Origin of the sequence: Streptomyces sp. V3I7 (genome assembly GCF_030817495.1) — a bacterium.
In the GTDB taxonomy this organism is placed as follows: domain Bacteria; phylum Actinomycetota; class Actinomycetes; order Streptomycetales; family Streptomycetaceae; genus Streptomyces.
The window spans coordinates 132,465-145,947 of record NZ_JAUSZK010000001.1; the positions used below are offsets into that span (position 1 = coordinate 132,465).

Genomic DNA, 13,483 nt, shown 5'->3' on the forward strand with positions numbered 1-13,483 from the left:
GGGCGATGGGCCGCGGTGCAGTCGGCCGCGCGGTCGGCCATCGGAGACGTCGAGGCGTCAGACCCGCTCCAGCGGCCGGTGCGGTCCGCTCGGGAGTTCCGCCCTGATCGTGTCGCCCGGGCGTACGACGCCGCCCTGCCTCACGATGCTCATGATCCCCGCCTTGCGTACGACGTTCCCGGCCTCGTCGCGTCCGACGACCTGCTTCAACAGGCCCTGCTGGAAGTTGTCGATCTGCAGGCAGGGGTTGCGCAGTCCGGTCACTTCCACCACCGCCTCGTCGCCGATGCGCAGCAGCGTGCCGACCGGCAGGCCGAGGAGATCGATGCCGCTGGTGGTGATGTTCTCGCCGAGGGCGCCGGGCTCCACCTTGAACCCCTCGGCGCCGACCTCCGCGAAGAGTTCTTCTTGGATGAGGTGGACCTGGCGCAGGTTCGGCTGAGTGGGGTCCTGGGCGACCCGCGAACGGTGCTTGACGGTCACGCCGGCGTGGACGTCCCCCTCCACTCCCAGCCCGGCGAGCAGCGTGATGCTGTCCCGGTTCGGCTTGGTGAACGAGTACTCCCCGTTGCTGCTGACCGCCGCCACCATCCCGCTCATCCTCGGACCCCCTCCTCAGCGACCATGATCGTCCCTGACCTTATCCCCGGTCCTCGCTACGCGACAGCCCCGATTCCGGCGAGACATAGGCGTTGGACGTCCTGGCGGCGACGCGGCTCACGGGGTCTCCAGCCACTCGGTGTACCAGGTGCGAAATCCCGGGCTCACCCGTACGAAGCCACCCCAGACCGGGTCGGTCTGCCAGACCTCGCCGGTACGCGGGCCGTTCAGAACCAGCCGGTAGAACATGCCGCAGCCCTGCTCGGCCAGCATGAGCGTGCCAGGTGTCAGCGTCTCGGTCCGCGCACCGATCGGGCCGGGCAGGGGTCTCCACCTGCTGGTCCTTGAAGTCGGGTGAGTGAGCGTAACCATGTATGAGTGAGTGTCGTTGTCAGAGCGTGAATCTGACGGAATGGGCGAAGACGCAGGGCGTGCATCCACAGACCGCGTATCGCTGGTTCCGTGAGGGGATATTGCCGGTCCCGGCTCAGCGGGTCGGGCCGCGTACGATTCTGGTGAACATTGACGCGAACACCACGCCCGAGGTCATCGGTGGTCTGGGCCTGTATGCCCGGGTGTCTTCGCACGATCAGAAGACCGATCTGGAACGCCAGGTCACACGGCTGTCGGCGTGGGCGGCGAAGGCCGGTCACCGAATCGTTCGTGTTGAGGCGGAGATCGCTTCCGGGATGAACGGCTGCCGTTCCAAGGCCCGGCGTCTGCTGGCCGACCCGAACGTGACCTGCGTGGTGGTGGAGCGCAAGGACCGGCTCGGCCGGATGAACGTCGAGCTTGTCGAGGCCGCCTTGTCCGCGACGGGCCGTCGGCTGCTGGTCCTGGACGACCGTGAGGTCGAAGACGACCTGGTGCGGGACATGGTGGAGGTGCTGACCTCGTTCTGTGTCCGCCTGTACGGGCGCAGGTCGGCGAAGAACCGCGCCCGCAAGGCGCTGGAGGCCGCCGAACATGGCTGACCTCCGCCCGATCGCCGCGCCGTTAGTTGCCCTCGGGCCATCCGGTGTGGCGATTCGCGACCGCCTCAAGGGCCTGACACCCGCCGACGAGAAGGTGCTGCGAGTGGTAGGCGCGCACCTCGGGTCGCTTGCCTCCCGCGATCTCAAGGCCCGGTGCGCGGACGGACCACGGACACGATCCGTGCAGCCGGACGCGGCGAGTACGCGGGCGACCAGGACACCCAAAACCGTTCGGGATGTCCGCAGTGACCAGGTATGGGCCCAAGACTCACTCCTGCTCACTGATTAGGAACGGTTCGGTGAGACGGAACGGCTCGGCCAGACGGCCCGGTTGGCGGTCCTCCGCCCATTCCTCGTCCACGGCCCACTCCTCGTCGGCTTCCGGTCGGGCGGCCGTCAGCGGCATCAGCCCGTGGCAGGGTCCGGCGGGGCCGTTGCCCACTTCCGCGACGAAGGAGCGGTACTCCGCCGGGAGTTCGATGCCGTGGGTGTGCTCGAACGTCCGGATCTCCGCCTCCGGCAGGGTGGGCGCCAGCTCGTAGCGATGCGTGTCCGCGCCGAAGCGCCGCCGGTCCAGGTCCCGTACCGCCATGTCCCGTAGCCGTGCCCGCACACGGCTCGCGTCCCAACTTCCCACCCGGTGACCGTAACAACGCTGCCGGGCCCTACCGCGCGATCGAGCGGCTGCGGTCCGCCGACCTGGTCGCCGTCCGCCACACCGAACGCGACCAGTTGTGCTGGCGGACCCCGAGTTCCCTGCCGCGCTCTCGTACGTACTCCTGCCGACGCCCTCCGAGGCTCGGGACGTGCTGCACCAGCGCCTCGACCGGCTGACGGAGACCGGAACAGCTCTCGAAGCGGCCCTCGCCGCCGAGACCGAGCAGGGGCTCCCCCGGGTGACCACCCCCTCGCTGAGCCGCCCGGATCCGCCCGGATCCGCCGTGACGCTAGCGTTACCGCTGGACCAGCATCTCCTACCGGCGCCGGAGGCCACACATGAACCAGCAGCTGAACCTGGTGACTTTGGGGGTCGCGGACCTGGAGACCAGTCGTCGGTTCTACAGCGACGGCCTGGGCTGGACGCCGCTGCTCGACCTGGACGAGATCGTCTTCTACCAGATCGGCCACGGACTGGCGCTGGCCCTCTTCCCGCTGGCCGACCTCGCCGCCGACACCGGGCGCCCCGCGACCACCGGGACGCCCTTCACTCTGGCCCAGAACCTGGACTCCCCCGCCGAGGTCGACGAGGCCGTACGGCGGGCCCGTGCCGCCGGGGCGACCGTCCTCAAGGAGCCGCAGCGCGCAGCGTTCGGCGGCTATCACGGCTACTTCGCCGACCCCGACGGCCACCGCTGGGAGGTGTGCCACAACCCCGGCTGGTCGGTCGCGGAGGACGGCACCGTGTCCCTGACGGCGGTCGACCCGGGCGCGGCCTGAGTTACCGCTAAGTTACCGCTTGGAGACCACGAGTGGCCTGCTGCGACAGCGGCTTCACCGTGCACGGCGGCCGGGTGCCGCCGGACGGCGTCCCACGGACTCGCTTCGATCGCGTGATGGACCTACGCGCGAGGAGCGATTCGGAGGCCGCTCATTCCGTCGGCGCGCGACGGCGGCCTATCGGTGGGATATGGAGGCCGCATGCGACACGTACGGCCAGATGGGGCGCGTCCCCCCGCGGGCAGGCGTCACCGCGACGGCGTCCCGAGCAACGCGTAAGGTCGAAAGCAAGTGAGGCAGGAGGGACGCGTCACCGCTGTGGTCTGCGGTGAATGATCACCGGCACAGGTCGTCTGTGCTTGGCCGGGCCGGACGGACGGGTCAGGGCGATCGATATGAGTGCCGAGAACCTCGACAGCATGAGTGGCGACGACTTCCGCGACCGGGCGTGGAGCCTGGACGGGGAACCGGCCGTCGGCGGGCCCGGCGGGCTGCTGGACCTGCTTGGTGTGGCGGTGGTCGTCACGGACGCCGAGGGCCGCATCGTGCTGTGGGGTCCGGGGGCCGAGCGGCTCTTCGGCTACAGCGCCGCTGAGATGCTCGGCGAGCAGGCCACGTTCCTGGTCATCCCCGAGGACCTGACATCCGCCGACTCTCCCCTCGGCCAGGTCCGTGCCGGTGAGGCCACCGAGGGCATCGTCCCGGCCCGCTGCAAGGACGGCTCGCAGCGGCGCATGGAGTACCGCGTGATGCGGCTGCACGACGCCGAAGGCCGGACGCTCGTCCTGGGCCTCTTCGCCGACGCGGAGACCACCCGCAAGGTGGAGGACCGGCTCGTCCTGTCGGATCTGCTCATCCACCAGTCACCGATCGGCCTCGCCGTGTTCGACCCCCAACTGCGCTGGCTCGCGGCCAACCCGGCCCTGACCAACGCCAACGGCACGAGCGAGCAGGCGCTCAAGGGGCGCCGTCTGAAGGACACGCTGCCGCTGCTGGACGTCGAGGCGATCGAGTCGGCGATGCGGCGGGTGCTGGAGACCGGTGAGCCGGTGCTGGACCAGCAGACCGTCGGCCGCGCGCCCGCCGACCCGGAGACCGACCACGTCTGGTCGGAGTCGTACTACCGGATCAACGACCTGCGAGGACGTCCGCTGGGCGTGGCGGTGTCCGTCATCAACGTCACCGAGCGGCACCAGGCCGCCGCCGAGCTCGCCGAGGCCCATGCGCGGCTTGCGATCATTGCCCAGGCCAGCACCCGGATGGGCACCACGCTGGACCTCCATCACACGGCCCGGGAGCTGGCCTGCGCGGCGGTCCCCGAACTCGCCGACCTGGTGGCCGTCGACGTCCTGGAGTCCGTGGCCGCCGGGAACGACACCCCCCTGCTGCCGTCCGACGACGGCAGCGCCCGCTTCTGCGCCCTCGCGGTGGCCTCCGGATATCCGACGGACGCCATCGACGCGGCCGACCCCGTGGACGAGACCGCTCTCTACGAGCCGTTCCGGACGATCACCCGGAGCGTGCGGGAAGCCACTCCCATCCTGCTGCCGCGTGTGGGCGGCGCGGAGCTGCGGCAGATCGCCCGGAACGAGGAGGCCGCCGCCAGGTTCAGCCGGGAGGGCGTGCACAGTTACCTGGCGGCGCCGCTGATCGCGCGGGGCCAGGTCCTCGGCACGCTCAGTCTCTACCGCACCCGCAACCCCAAGCCGTTCGACGAGCAGGACCTCCAGCTGGCCTGCGAGCTGGCCAACCTCGCCGCCCTCTACATCGACAACGCCCGCCTCTATCACCGCGAGCGCGACACCGCCGTCACCCTCCAGCACAGCCTGCTGCCCGAGAAGCCGTCCCGGATCGAGGGCATGGAGGTCGCCTCCCAGTACCGGCCGGCACGCATGGCCGCGGAGGTCGGCGGCGACTGGTTCGACGTGCTGCCGCTGAGCGACGGCAAGGTCGGGCTGATGGTCGGCGACGTGATGGGCAGCGGGGTGCGGGCGGCGGCCATCATGGGCCAGTTGCGCACCACGACCCGGGCCCTGGCCCGCCTCGACCTGCCTCCCGCCGAGCTGCTCGCCCATCTCGACGACGTCGCCTCCACGCTCAGCGACTCCTTCGCCACCTGCGTCTACGCCGTGGTCGACCCGCAGGACGGCACCTGCACGTTCTCCTCCGCCGGGCATCTTCCTCCGGTGGTGGCGCGTGCCGACGGCACCTGCCAGATCGTGACGATCCCGCCCGCCCCGCCGCTCGGCGTGAGCGGGATGCCGTTCGAGACGCTCCGGCTCGAACTCCCCCGGGGCAGTGTGCTGGCCCTCTACACCGACGGACTCGTCGAGAGCCGCAACGCCCCGATCGACGCGGGCATCCGCGCCCTGTGCCGTACGTTGCAGGGCCCGCCCCGCCCGCTGAAGGAGACCTGCGACACCGTCCTCAACACCCTCTACCGACACTCCGAGGACGACGTGGCCCTTCTTCTCGCCCGCCTCACGGAACTGGATCAGCCCTGAGCCTGCCCCGCGTCCAGAGCAGTCGACGGCACGAGGCCGGTCGATCACGCAGGCACGATCGCGGACGGGCGGGCGCCGGGGCCGCACGTCCGGTCACTCCACGGCGGGGTCTTCCTGAGCGTGCCGGACCGCCGCCTTGACCGCCTGCTCCAGCTCGTGCCGGCTCCGGCCGGTCGCCGTCGCCAGCGCGGCGATCGCGGCCTGCACGGCGTTCGAGGCCGTGTACCAGCGACGCCACTGCGTGTCGTACTCGGCACCGCTCAGGCCGGCCAGACGAGCGCGTTCGATCTCGGCGGATCGCTCCAACGCGATCAGGTCGTCGGGTATGTCTGCCACGAGTGGATCGTAAGCCGCCGAAGGACGACGCGCGCCCCGGAGGTGAGACCGGAACGTACCGGACTCCTCGATCGGCAGGCTCACGGGGTTCAGCTCGGTTCGCCGGCCGTGCGTCGCCGGACGTCGGCCATCAGTTTGTCCAGCAGCGAGGTGAGCGCGGTGCGTTCGTCTTCCGAGAGGGAGCGGACGAGGCTGGCCTCCCGGCCGAGCACGGCGTCGACGGAGCGCTCGATGAGCGCGTGTCCTTCGGCCGTGAGCTCGACCAGGACGGTGCGGCGACCGGTGGTACCGGGTGTCCGCCGGACCAGGCCGTCGCGTTCGGCTCGGGCGACGCGCTGGGAGATCGCTCCGGCGGTGACCAGCGTCCGCTGGGCGATCTCGCGGGTGCCGAGGACGTAAGGCGGTCCGGATCGGCGGAGGACGGACAGCAGGTCGAGGGTCGCCGCGTCGATCCCCGCCTCGCGCAGCACGCGGCCCCGGTCGTCGGCGAAGAGCTTGGCCAGCCTCCAGATGGGGGTGACGATCTCGATGGACTCGGTGGGAGTGCCCGGTCGCTCCCGCTGCCAGGCCGCGGCGATGCCCGCGGCGGAGTACGACGACGAGTACGACGACTCGGGACTCTCTTGCGCTGCGTCCGTCATGGTGCGATTCTCTGTCATCGTCGATCATGTTTAGACCTAAACGTATCAGTGAGCAGGAGGATCCCTTGGCCCGCACCGTGCTCGTCACCGGAGGCACCAGTGGCATCGGCCGCGCCGTCGCCGCGCTGTTCGCCGCCGACGAGGCCGAGGTCGTCATCACCGGTCGGCATTGCGACACCGTCGAGCCGGCCGCCGAGGAGCTGGGGGTGCGCGGTGTGGTCTGCGATGCGACCGACCCCGGGCAGGTGGCGGCGCTCGCCGACCAGCTGGGCGAGTTGGACGTCCTGGTCAACGCCGCCGGCGGGTTGCCCGAGACCGGGTCCGGTGACGCCGGCAGCGGATCGGCTCTGGACGGGCTGCTCGCCCAGTGGCACTCCAGCCTGGCGCAGAACCTGCTCACCGCGGTGCTGACCACGTCCTCGGTCCGGTCCCAGCTCGTCGCCGGCGGTTCCGTCATCAGCATCGGCTCGATCGGCGCCGAGCGCCGGGGCGGATCCTACGGTGCGGCCAAGGCCGCGCTGGCCGCCTGGAGCGCGTCCCTGTCCGGCGAACTGGCCCCCGAGGGCATCACCTGCAACGTCATCTCCGCGGGCTACATCGCCGGCACCAACTTCTTCCACGGTCAGATGAGCGACGAGCGTCATCGTGCGCTGGTGGAGGAGACGCACAACAAGCGCGCGGGCGCAGTCGACGACATCGCCCAGACGGCCCGCTTCCTCGCCTCCCCCGGCGCCCGGCACATCACCGGCCAGACCATCCACGTCAACGGAGGCGCCTTCACCACGCGGTAGAGCCCGCGGCCGAACGGTCCCGGCGATGAATTTCGCCCGCTTCAGGATTCCAAACCGATAGTCAGCGGGCGGCGTTGCGGGGGAAAATGATCGCCATGACGGATGACGGCTCCTCCATCGACCCCACCAAGCCCAGCATCGCCCGCGTCTACGACTATCTGCTCGGCGGCAAGGACAACTACGCCGTGGACCGGCAGATCGGCGACGTGTTCAAGCGCGACCTTCCCGGCTCGGTGGCCATCGCGTTCGCCAACCGCGCGGCCCTGATCCGGGCGGTCGGCGAGATCGCGACGACCACGGACGTACGGCAGTTCATCGACCTCGGCAGCGGCCTTCCGACCGCCGACAACGTCCACCAGGTCGCGCAACGGCACGCTCCGGAGTCCCGGGTCGTGTACGTCGACACCGACCCCCAAGTGCTGGTCCACGGACGGGCGTTGCTGGAGGAGAACGACCGGACCCGGGTCATCGCGGCCGACGTACGCACTCCCGAAGCCATCCGCAACCACCCGGACACCCGGGAATTGATCGACTTCGACCGCCCCGTCGCCGTCATATTCAGCGCCATCCTCCACCACGTCAACGACGAGGAGGACCCGGCCGGAATCGTCCGCTACTGGCTCGACCAAGTTCCCTCCGGGAGCTACTTCTTCGTCAGCCACTTCCGTTCCGGCGACAACGCGGAGACGGCCGAGGCCGAGAGGGTCCTCCAGAAGACGTTCGGCCGCGGCCGGTGGCGCACCGGCGCGGAGATCGAGTCCCTGCTGGAGGGTCTGGAGATCCTCGCCCCCGGGATCGTCCCCGCGTCCCTGTGGCGTCCCGAGGTGAGCGACACTCCGTTCAACGGCGGTGGCGAACGCGAACTCACCGTCTGGGAGCGCCTGATCGCCGCCGGGCTGGCCCGGAAACCCTGACGAGTCCTCTCGGCGGGATGCCCCCTCAACCGGCTTCTGCTGTGTCGTAGGTGAACTTGTACCCGCCGAATTCGGCGAGTGGGACGTAACCGATGCGCTGGTAGAGGGCGTTGCTGGTGGGGTTGGCCGGGTCTGCGAACAGGACGACGTCCGTCGCGCCCGCGGCCAGGGCGACCCTGCTCACCTCGACCGTGACGGCGCCCGCGTAGCCGCGGCCACGGAGGTGGGCCGGGGTGTAGACGGGGTCCACCCGGATCATGCCGCCGGCCATCGCGGTCGAGCCTGCCATGGAGACGGGCGTGCCGTCCGGGGTCTCCCAGAACGTGAAGCGCTTGTCGGCGAAGCGCGAGCCGGCCCAGTCGTCGGCCTCGATGGTGGGAGCCTCTCCGACGGCGGCGACGAACTCACCGCACCAGCGCAGGAGTTGCTCATGGTCCTGCGCACCCAGAACACGGCCCCGGCCCTCGGGGCGCTGCTCCGGTGGCGTGAGCGTGCCGGGACGGTAGAGGCGGGCCCGCCAGTCGGGTACCGGAACCGCGCCCGCGTGCCGCTGCCATGCCTCGGCGAATGCGGTGGCGGTGTCGTCGTCCGAGTTGACGCCGGCGGCGGAGTGCCCGAGGTCGGCCAGGCGGGCAGCGAGGGCGTCGGCCTCCTCGGGGGTCACGGTGGTGAGGTTCAGGCGTCGGCGCGGCGGCCGGTAGCAGATGGCGCGGACCTCGCCTTCGGACTCCAGCCGGCCGAAGAGGGGGGCTTCGGTACCGGACGCGTCCGTACCGTCCGTGCGCAGCTTCTCGATCCCCGTCAGCGGCGTGGTGTGCAGGGCGGGACGCGAACGCAGGAAGTCCCCGGCCAGGGGTGAGGAATTCATCGACGTCGTGGGTGAAGTACCAGTCCTCCGAGCGCATGATTCATGATCCCTGAGGAGCTCGGCTCAGAGGAACACTTTCCGAGGAGAGCCCGCACGGCGATGGCGCCGGATCTCCCGATCCGACGCCATCCCCTTTCCCACTCCTGGCGCGGGTCAGGCCTCCCCCGCCGAAGGTGCCGCGTCCGTACGGGCTGGAGTCGTGTCCGGTGCCGTCTCGACCGCCGGGACCTGGCGGGGCATGAAGAGCAGGGCCGCCATGGAGACGACGCAGCAGGCGATGATGTACCAGCTGATCCCCGTGCTGGAGCCGGTGTGTTCGAGGATCGCGGCCGCGATGAGCGGTGCCGGACCGCCCGCGATGACCGAGGCGAGCTGGTAGCCGAGGCCGGCGCCGCTGTAGCGGACGTTCGTCCCGAAGCCCTCGGCGATCAGGGCGGCCTGGGGGCCGTACTGGATGTCATGGAAGATCAGCGAGACCACGATCGCGACGAGCACGAGACCGGAGCTCTTCGTGTCGAGCAGGGAGAAGTACGGGAACGCGAACAGCGCGACGCACACGATGCCGACGCCGTACACCCGACGCCGTCCGTAGCGGTCGGAGAGGTGGCCGAAGAGCGGGACGCTGACCAGACCGACGGCCGCCGCGACGAGCGTGTAGTCGAGCAGGTCGCCCTTGGGCAGGCCCAGCTTCTCCGTGCCGTAGGTGAGCACGAAGGTGATGAAGAGGTAGAACGGCGCCTGCTCCGACATGCGGACGAAGGCGGAGGTCAGCACCGTGCGCCACTGGTGCCGCAGCACGCTCCACACCGGCTGGCGCACCACGACCCGCTCCTCCTTCACCTCGGTGAAGGAGGGGCTCTCCATGACGCGCATCCGCACGTAGAGGCCGATGCCGATGAGCACGGCACTGGCGAGGAACGGGATCCGCCAGCCCCAGTTGTCGAAGCCGTCCCCGGACACCGAGTTCGTCAGCTTGACCATGCCGGTCGAGACGAGCAGGCCGAGGGGGACGCCGAGTTGGGGCCAGCTGGCCATCAGGCCGCGACGGCGCTGGTCGCCCCATTCCATCGACATCAGGACCGAACCGCCCCACTCACCGCCCACGCCGATGCCCTGCGCGACACGCAGCACGACGAGCAGGAGGGGCGCGGCCAGGCCGAGCGAGGAGTAGCCCGGCAGCAGGCCGATGAGGAACGTGCTGATCCCCATCAGCATGAGGGTGGTCACGAGGGTGGACTTGCGGCCGATCCGGTCCCCGATGTGCCCGAAGATCGCGGCGCCCAGCGGACGGGCCGCGAAGCCGACGAACTGCGTGCCGAACGAGGCGATCACCCCGATGTACGCGTTTTCGCCGGGGAAGAACACGTGCGGGAAGACCAGCGCGGCGGCGGTGCCGTACAGGAAGAAGTCGTACCACTCGATGGCGGTGCCCACCGTGCTGGCGACCACGGCTCGGCGGCGGTGTCTGTGCATCGCCTCGGGGGCGGCAGAGGGCTCGGTTGCGGTCATGGCGACTCCCGGCGAGTGGTTGAACCACTGGACCAATGAACGAATTGCGGTGAGCGTGCTACCCCGCCGGGAGCGTGTCAAGAGAATGCGCAAGCACGACCGCAAGAGGGTTTACGGTCATGAGGTCAGGGGCGGACATTTCTCCGCAACCGCCGCTCAGACCGACGGACTTCGGGACGCGCGCGACTCCTCGGATCAGTCCGTTTCCTCGTCCCGCCAGTCCAGCAGCTTCACGTCGCCGACGGTCGCCACGTGGTGGTGCATCGCGCGCGCCGCCGCTTCCTGGTCGCCCGCGTGTATCGCGGCGGCGATGTCCCTGTGCTGCGCCAACGACAGTGCGGGACGGCCGGGTTGGCGCAGCGACTCGGCGCGGCTCTCCGCGATGGGCACGGCGATCTCGCCCATGAACGCGGCGAGCAGCGGGCTGTGGGCGGCGGTGGTGACGGCGGCGTGGAAGCGCTTGTCCTCCGCGACACCCAGTTCGCCGCGTTCGACGGCCCCGGCCATGGCCGTCAGCGCCGCGTCGATCTCCTTCAGGTCCTTGCCGGTACGGCGTTCGGCCGCGAGCGCGGCGAGCTTGGTCTCCAGCGCGTCCCGGGCGTCGAGGACGTCCGGGAGCCGGCGCCGCCGGTCGATCATCGTCTCCAGGGATTCGGCGTCGAGCCGGTCGCGCAGCAGGTACGTCCCTCCCCCGTGGCGCACCTCGACCAGGCCCTGCACCTCCAGCGCGACGATGGCCTGCCGTACCGAGGTCCGGCTGACGCCGAGCCGCTCGGCGAGTTCACGCTCCGGGGGCAGGTTGTCCCCCGCGTGCAGGTCTTCGTGCTCGACGTACTCCCGCAGTCTGGCGACCACCTGCTCGTAGAGCCGGGGTCGTGAAAGCGGACGCAGCGACTCGGTCACAGGCGCAGGCCCCTTCCCGGAGAAGGTCCGTCGATCCTCAAGTCTGCCCGCATGGCAGCCTGTTGTCGTACGGACCCGGCTGAACCACTCTAGTCCACCGGTCTAGTGGCCCAGTGGTCCGTCCAATCCACCCACGGGCCGGAAAGTGGCTCACCGGGCGCCGGTATCTGACTCGATTCGAGCGGGGACGGACCTTGGCGGCGGTCAGTGCCGAGGCCGGGCGGCTCAGCCGAAGAAGGCGCGGTCGCCGCCGATGCGGACGGCGGCGTAGTAGGCCTCGGCGGCGTTGTCACAGCCGGCGTGGGTCAGCGGGAGCGTGTACGTGTTGTCGCAGACGCGGTGCATCTCGGTGCGGAAGCGGCCGTCGATCCACTCCTTCGCCGACCGGGTGGGGTCGAGCTTCAGCTCCCAGCGGGCGCCGTAGTTGCGGTACCCGAAGTCGTGCTGCACACAGGCCGGTTGGAAGACCCTGCTGTACGGGGCGAAGCCGGTGGGGACGCTGCAGCCGTCGGTGGTCCAGTTGAACGGCGGTACGTGGGCTGCCGCGTTGAACTGCTCGTACGGCAGGTTCATCAGGACGTCCGCCTGTTCGCGCACGGTGGGTTCCGTCGCGGACGACGGTGCGGCGGTGCCCGCGACTCCGGTGAGGGCCAGGACGGTGGTGGCGAGTGCGGACGCGAGCTTGTGACGCATGGGGCCTCCGAGGCGACAGGGGTGAGGGAGGTGACCGGTGGTCGAGTGGCCGGTTCCAGCGGATTCGATCTTGCTGACAAAGCGGGAGCAACCGCAATGAGCAGGGCTGATCCGTCTGGGGCGTGATGGTGTACGTCTCCGGCGCGCACGGCTCACCTGTCACCACCTGCGAGTCGCGCTCACCACCCACGCCTCTGGCGCCCTTGACAGCGCTCCAACCCCGACTGAGGCTCTAGCTTCCATGGGAACCCCGCAATTGCCCGCAGCTGGAGTCGGATTCGGAGTCGGAACCAGAGCCGGAGTCAGAACCGGAGCAGGAGCCGGAGCCGGAGCCGTCCAGTGACCGCCGGGGGCTCGGTCGGCGTCCGGCACGACGGTCCGATCGCGACCGTACGAGTGGGATCCGGACGGCGGGCCAATGCGCTGACCACCTCCGACTGGCTGGCCCTGGCCGCCCTCTGCGACGAGCTGGCCGCGGATCGGGACCTGCGTGCCGTGGTCGTCTCCGGATCGGGCGATGGTGCGTTCAGCGCCGGCTCGGACATCCGCGAGTGGCTCTCCGTGCCGCCCGCCGACATCGACTCCGCCTTCGCCGCGATGGAGAACGCGTTCACCGCGATCGAGCGGCTACCCGTCCCCGTCGTGGCGGCCGTCCGGGGCACGGCGGCCGGCGCGGGCTGCCAACTCGCCTGCGCCTGCGATCTGCGCGTCGTCGCCGAGGACGCGCGACTCGGCATGCCCATCGCCCGCTGGGGCATCCTGGTGCCGCCCGCCTTCGCCGCGCGGCTGGCGCTGCTCACCGGACCGGCCGCGGCCCGCGACCTGCTGTTCACCGGACGCCTGGTCGACGGGCCGGAAGCATTGCGCCTCGGACTCGCCAGTACCTGCGTCCCCGAAGCCGAACTCGACGACGCCGTCGCCGCCCTCGTCGCGTCCATCACCGCTCACCCGCCGGCCGCGATCCGCGCCGCGAAGCGTTCCGTCGACGCGCTCCTCACCCCCGTACGCGAACGCCTCCACACCGCCCCGCCCGGTCCAGCCGCCGACTACCCGAGCATGCAAGCGGCCCTGCGCACCTTCCTCTCCCGCGTCACCGGCACGACCTGAGCCTGTCGTTCAACCTCGACCGGCTACAGAACGCCACATGCGTGATCGAAGTGTTGAGGGATTTTCCGTGTTGGAGCTGGTGTCGGACGATGATTCGCTGGGCGGCATGCGCCCGCTCCTGGACGGGGACGGGGCCGTCTTGGGCTACGAGCCTCAGGAGGGTTTCCCTGATCGCTGCTGAGTTCTGCACGCCGTCACGGTGGGAG

The 13,483-nt window shown here is 70.2% G+C and carries 15 protein-coding genes and 1 pseudogene; 7 read left to right on the forward strand and 9 right to left on the reverse strand.

The window, feature by feature from the left end; all coding sequences use genetic code 11:
* Positions 1-57: 57 nt before the first annotated feature.
* Both QFZ74_RS00600 and QFZ74_RS00605 read right to left on the reverse strand, forming a co-directional pair.
* Positions 58-600 (reverse strand): MOSC domain-containing protein, encoded by a 543-nt coding sequence (locus QFZ74_RS00600; RefSeq protein WP_307618796.1) that lies wholly within the window; start codon positions 598-600, stop codon positions 58-60.
* Positions 601-717: 117 nt separating this feature from the next.
* Positions 718-873, reverse strand: a complete 156-nt coding sequence (locus QFZ74_RS00605; protein WP_307618797.1) for a hypothetical protein — start codon at positions 871-873, stop codon at positions 718-720.
* A gap of 125 nt (positions 874-998) precedes the next feature.
* On the opposite strand from QFZ74_RS00605, the gene QFZ74_RS00610 reads away from it, so the two are divergent.
* Together QFZ74_RS00610 and QFZ74_RS30365 are read left to right on the forward strand one after the other, a co-directional pair.
* Positions 999-1,574, forward strand: coding sequence for an IS607 family transposase (locus QFZ74_RS00610; RefSeq protein WP_307618798.1), 576 nt, complete (start codon positions 999-1,001; stop codon positions 1,572-1,574).
* Positions 1,567-1,740 (forward strand): annotated as a pseudogene (locus tag QFZ74_RS30365) (IS200/IS605 family accessory protein TnpB-related protein); the annotation flags it as partial. The gene QFZ74_RS00610 and the pseudogene QFZ74_RS30365, both read left to right, overlap by 8 nt.
* A gap of 102 nt (positions 1,741-1,842) precedes the next feature.
* Here the strand turns inward: QFZ74_RS30365 and QFZ74_RS00620 are convergent.
* Positions 1,843-2,211 (reverse strand): hypothetical protein, encoded by a 369-nt coding sequence (locus tag QFZ74_RS00620; RefSeq protein ID WP_307618800.1) that lies wholly within the window; start codon positions 2,209-2,211, stop codon positions 1,843-1,845.
* A 359-nt stretch (positions 2,212-2,570) separates the two neighbouring features.
* Here QFZ74_RS00620 and QFZ74_RS00625 point away from each other — a divergent pair, with 359 nt between their 5' ends.
* Together QFZ74_RS00625 and QFZ74_RS00630 are read left to right on the forward strand one after the other, a co-directional pair.
* Complete coding sequence (locus QFZ74_RS00625; RefSeq protein ID WP_307618801.1) at positions 2,571-3,011, forward strand: VOC family protein; 441 nt, start codon at positions 2,571-2,573, stop codon at positions 3,009-3,011.
* Positions 3,012-3,430: 419 nt separating this feature from the next.
* Entirely contained in the window at positions 3,431-5,515 is a 2,085-nt protein-coding gene (locus QFZ74_RS00630) for a SpoIIE family protein phosphatase (RefSeq protein WP_307618802.1), read from the forward strand.
* Between the two features lie 93 nt (positions 5,516-5,608).
* Here QFZ74_RS00630 and QFZ74_RS00635 read toward each other — a convergent pair whose 3' ends face one another.
* Together QFZ74_RS00635 and QFZ74_RS00640 are read right to left on the reverse strand one after the other, a co-directional pair.
* The gene (locus QFZ74_RS00635) at positions 5,609-5,851 is read right to left on the reverse strand and encodes a hypothetical protein (RefSeq protein ID WP_307618803.1); all 243 of its coding nucleotides are present in this window, start codon (positions 5,849-5,851) and stop codon (positions 5,609-5,611) included.
* An 89-nt stretch (positions 5,852-5,940) separates the two neighbouring features.
* Entirely contained in the window at positions 5,941-6,492 is a 552-nt protein-coding gene (locus QFZ74_RS00640; RefSeq protein ID WP_307618804.1) for a MarR family winged helix-turn-helix transcriptional regulator, read from the reverse strand.
* Between the two features lie 65 nt (positions 6,493-6,557).
* On the opposite strand from QFZ74_RS00640, the gene QFZ74_RS00645 reads away from it, so the two are divergent.
* Both QFZ74_RS00645 and QFZ74_RS00650 read left to right on the forward strand, forming a co-directional pair.
* Entirely contained in the window at positions 6,558-7,283 is a 726-nt protein-coding gene (locus tag QFZ74_RS00645) for an SDR family NAD(P)-dependent oxidoreductase (RefSeq protein WP_307618805.1), read from the forward strand.
* Between the two features lie 86 nt (positions 7,284-7,369).
* The gene (locus QFZ74_RS00650; protein WP_307618806.1) at positions 7,370-8,197 is read left to right on the forward strand and encodes an SAM-dependent methyltransferase; all 828 of its coding nucleotides are present in this window, start codon (positions 7,370-7,372) and stop codon (positions 8,195-8,197) included.
* Positions 8,198-8,222: 25 nt separating this feature from the next.
* On the opposite strand, the gene QFZ74_RS00655 is transcribed toward QFZ74_RS00650, so the two are convergent.
* The 4 genes from QFZ74_RS00655 to QFZ74_RS00670 form a co-directional block, all read right to left on the reverse strand.
* A complete protein-coding gene (locus QFZ74_RS00655; protein WP_307618807.1) occupies positions 8,223-9,065 on the reverse strand; it encodes a GNAT family N-acetyltransferase in 843 nt (280 codons plus the stop codon).
* A gap of 153 nt (positions 9,066-9,218) precedes the next feature.
* Positions 9,219-10,574, reverse strand: coding sequence for an MFS transporter (locus QFZ74_RS00660; protein WP_307618808.1), 1,356 nt, complete (start codon positions 10,572-10,574; stop codon positions 9,219-9,221).
* A 195-nt stretch (positions 10,575-10,769) separates the two neighbouring features.
* Positions 10,770-11,477: a FadR/GntR family transcriptional regulator gene (locus QFZ74_RS00665; RefSeq protein WP_307618809.1), complete on the reverse strand. Its 708-nt coding sequence runs from the start codon at positions 11,475-11,477 to the stop codon at positions 10,770-10,772.
* Positions 11,478-11,702: 225 nt separating this feature from the next.
* Positions 11,703-12,170, reverse strand: coding sequence for a phospholipase A2 (locus tag QFZ74_RS00670; protein ID WP_307618810.1), 468 nt, complete (start codon positions 12,168-12,170; stop codon positions 11,703-11,705).
* A 339-nt stretch (positions 12,171-12,509) separates the two neighbouring features.
* Here QFZ74_RS00670 and QFZ74_RS00675 point away from each other — a divergent pair, with 339 nt between their 5' ends.
* Positions 12,510-13,277 carry an enoyl-CoA hydratase/isomerase family protein gene (locus QFZ74_RS00675; RefSeq protein WP_307618811.1) on the forward strand — a complete coding sequence of 256 codons (768 nt, stop codon included), beginning with the start codon at positions 12,510-12,512 and terminating at the stop codon, positions 13,275-13,277.
* Positions 13,278-13,483 lie beyond the last annotated feature (206 nt).

What these genes read in the sequence shown, in the direction of transcription:
- QFZ74_RS00600 (WP_307618796.1), bottom strand. Translation starts at nt 600, where the DNA reads ATGAGCGGGATGGTGGCGGCGGTCAGCAGCAACGGGGAGTACTCGTTC.
- QFZ74_RS00605 (WP_307618797.1), bottom strand. Translation starts at nt 873, where the DNA reads ATGCTGGCCGAGCAGGGCTGCGGCATGTTCTACCGGCTGGTTCTGAAC.
- QFZ74_RS00625 (WP_307618801.1), top strand. Translation starts at nt 2,571, where the DNA reads ATGAACCAGCAGCTGAACCTGGTGACTTTGGGGGTCGCGGACCTGGAG.
- QFZ74_RS00630 (WP_307618802.1), top strand. Translation starts at nt 3,431, where the DNA reads ATGAGTGGCGACGACTTCCGCGACCGGGCGTGGAGCCTGGACGGGGAA.
- QFZ74_RS00640 (WP_307618804.1), bottom strand. Translation starts at nt 6,492, where the DNA reads ATGACGGACGCAGCGCAAGAGAGTCCCGAGTCGTCGTACTCGTCGTCG.
- QFZ74_RS00650 (WP_307618806.1), top strand. Translation starts at nt 7,370, where the DNA reads ATGATCGCCATGACGGATGACGGCTCCTCCATCGACCCCACCAAGCCC.
- QFZ74_RS00655 (WP_307618807.1), bottom strand. Translation starts at nt 9,065, where the DNA reads ATGAATTCCTCACCCCTGGCCGGGGACTTCCTGCGTTCGCGTCCCGCC.
- QFZ74_RS00660 (WP_307618808.1), bottom strand. Translation starts at nt 10,574, where the DNA reads ATGACCGCAACCGAGCCCTCTGCCGCCCCCGAGGCGATGCACAGACAC.
- QFZ74_RS00670 (WP_307618810.1), bottom strand. Translation starts at nt 12,170, where the DNA reads ATGCGTCACAAGCTCGCGTCCGCACTCGCCACCACCGTCCTGGCCCTC.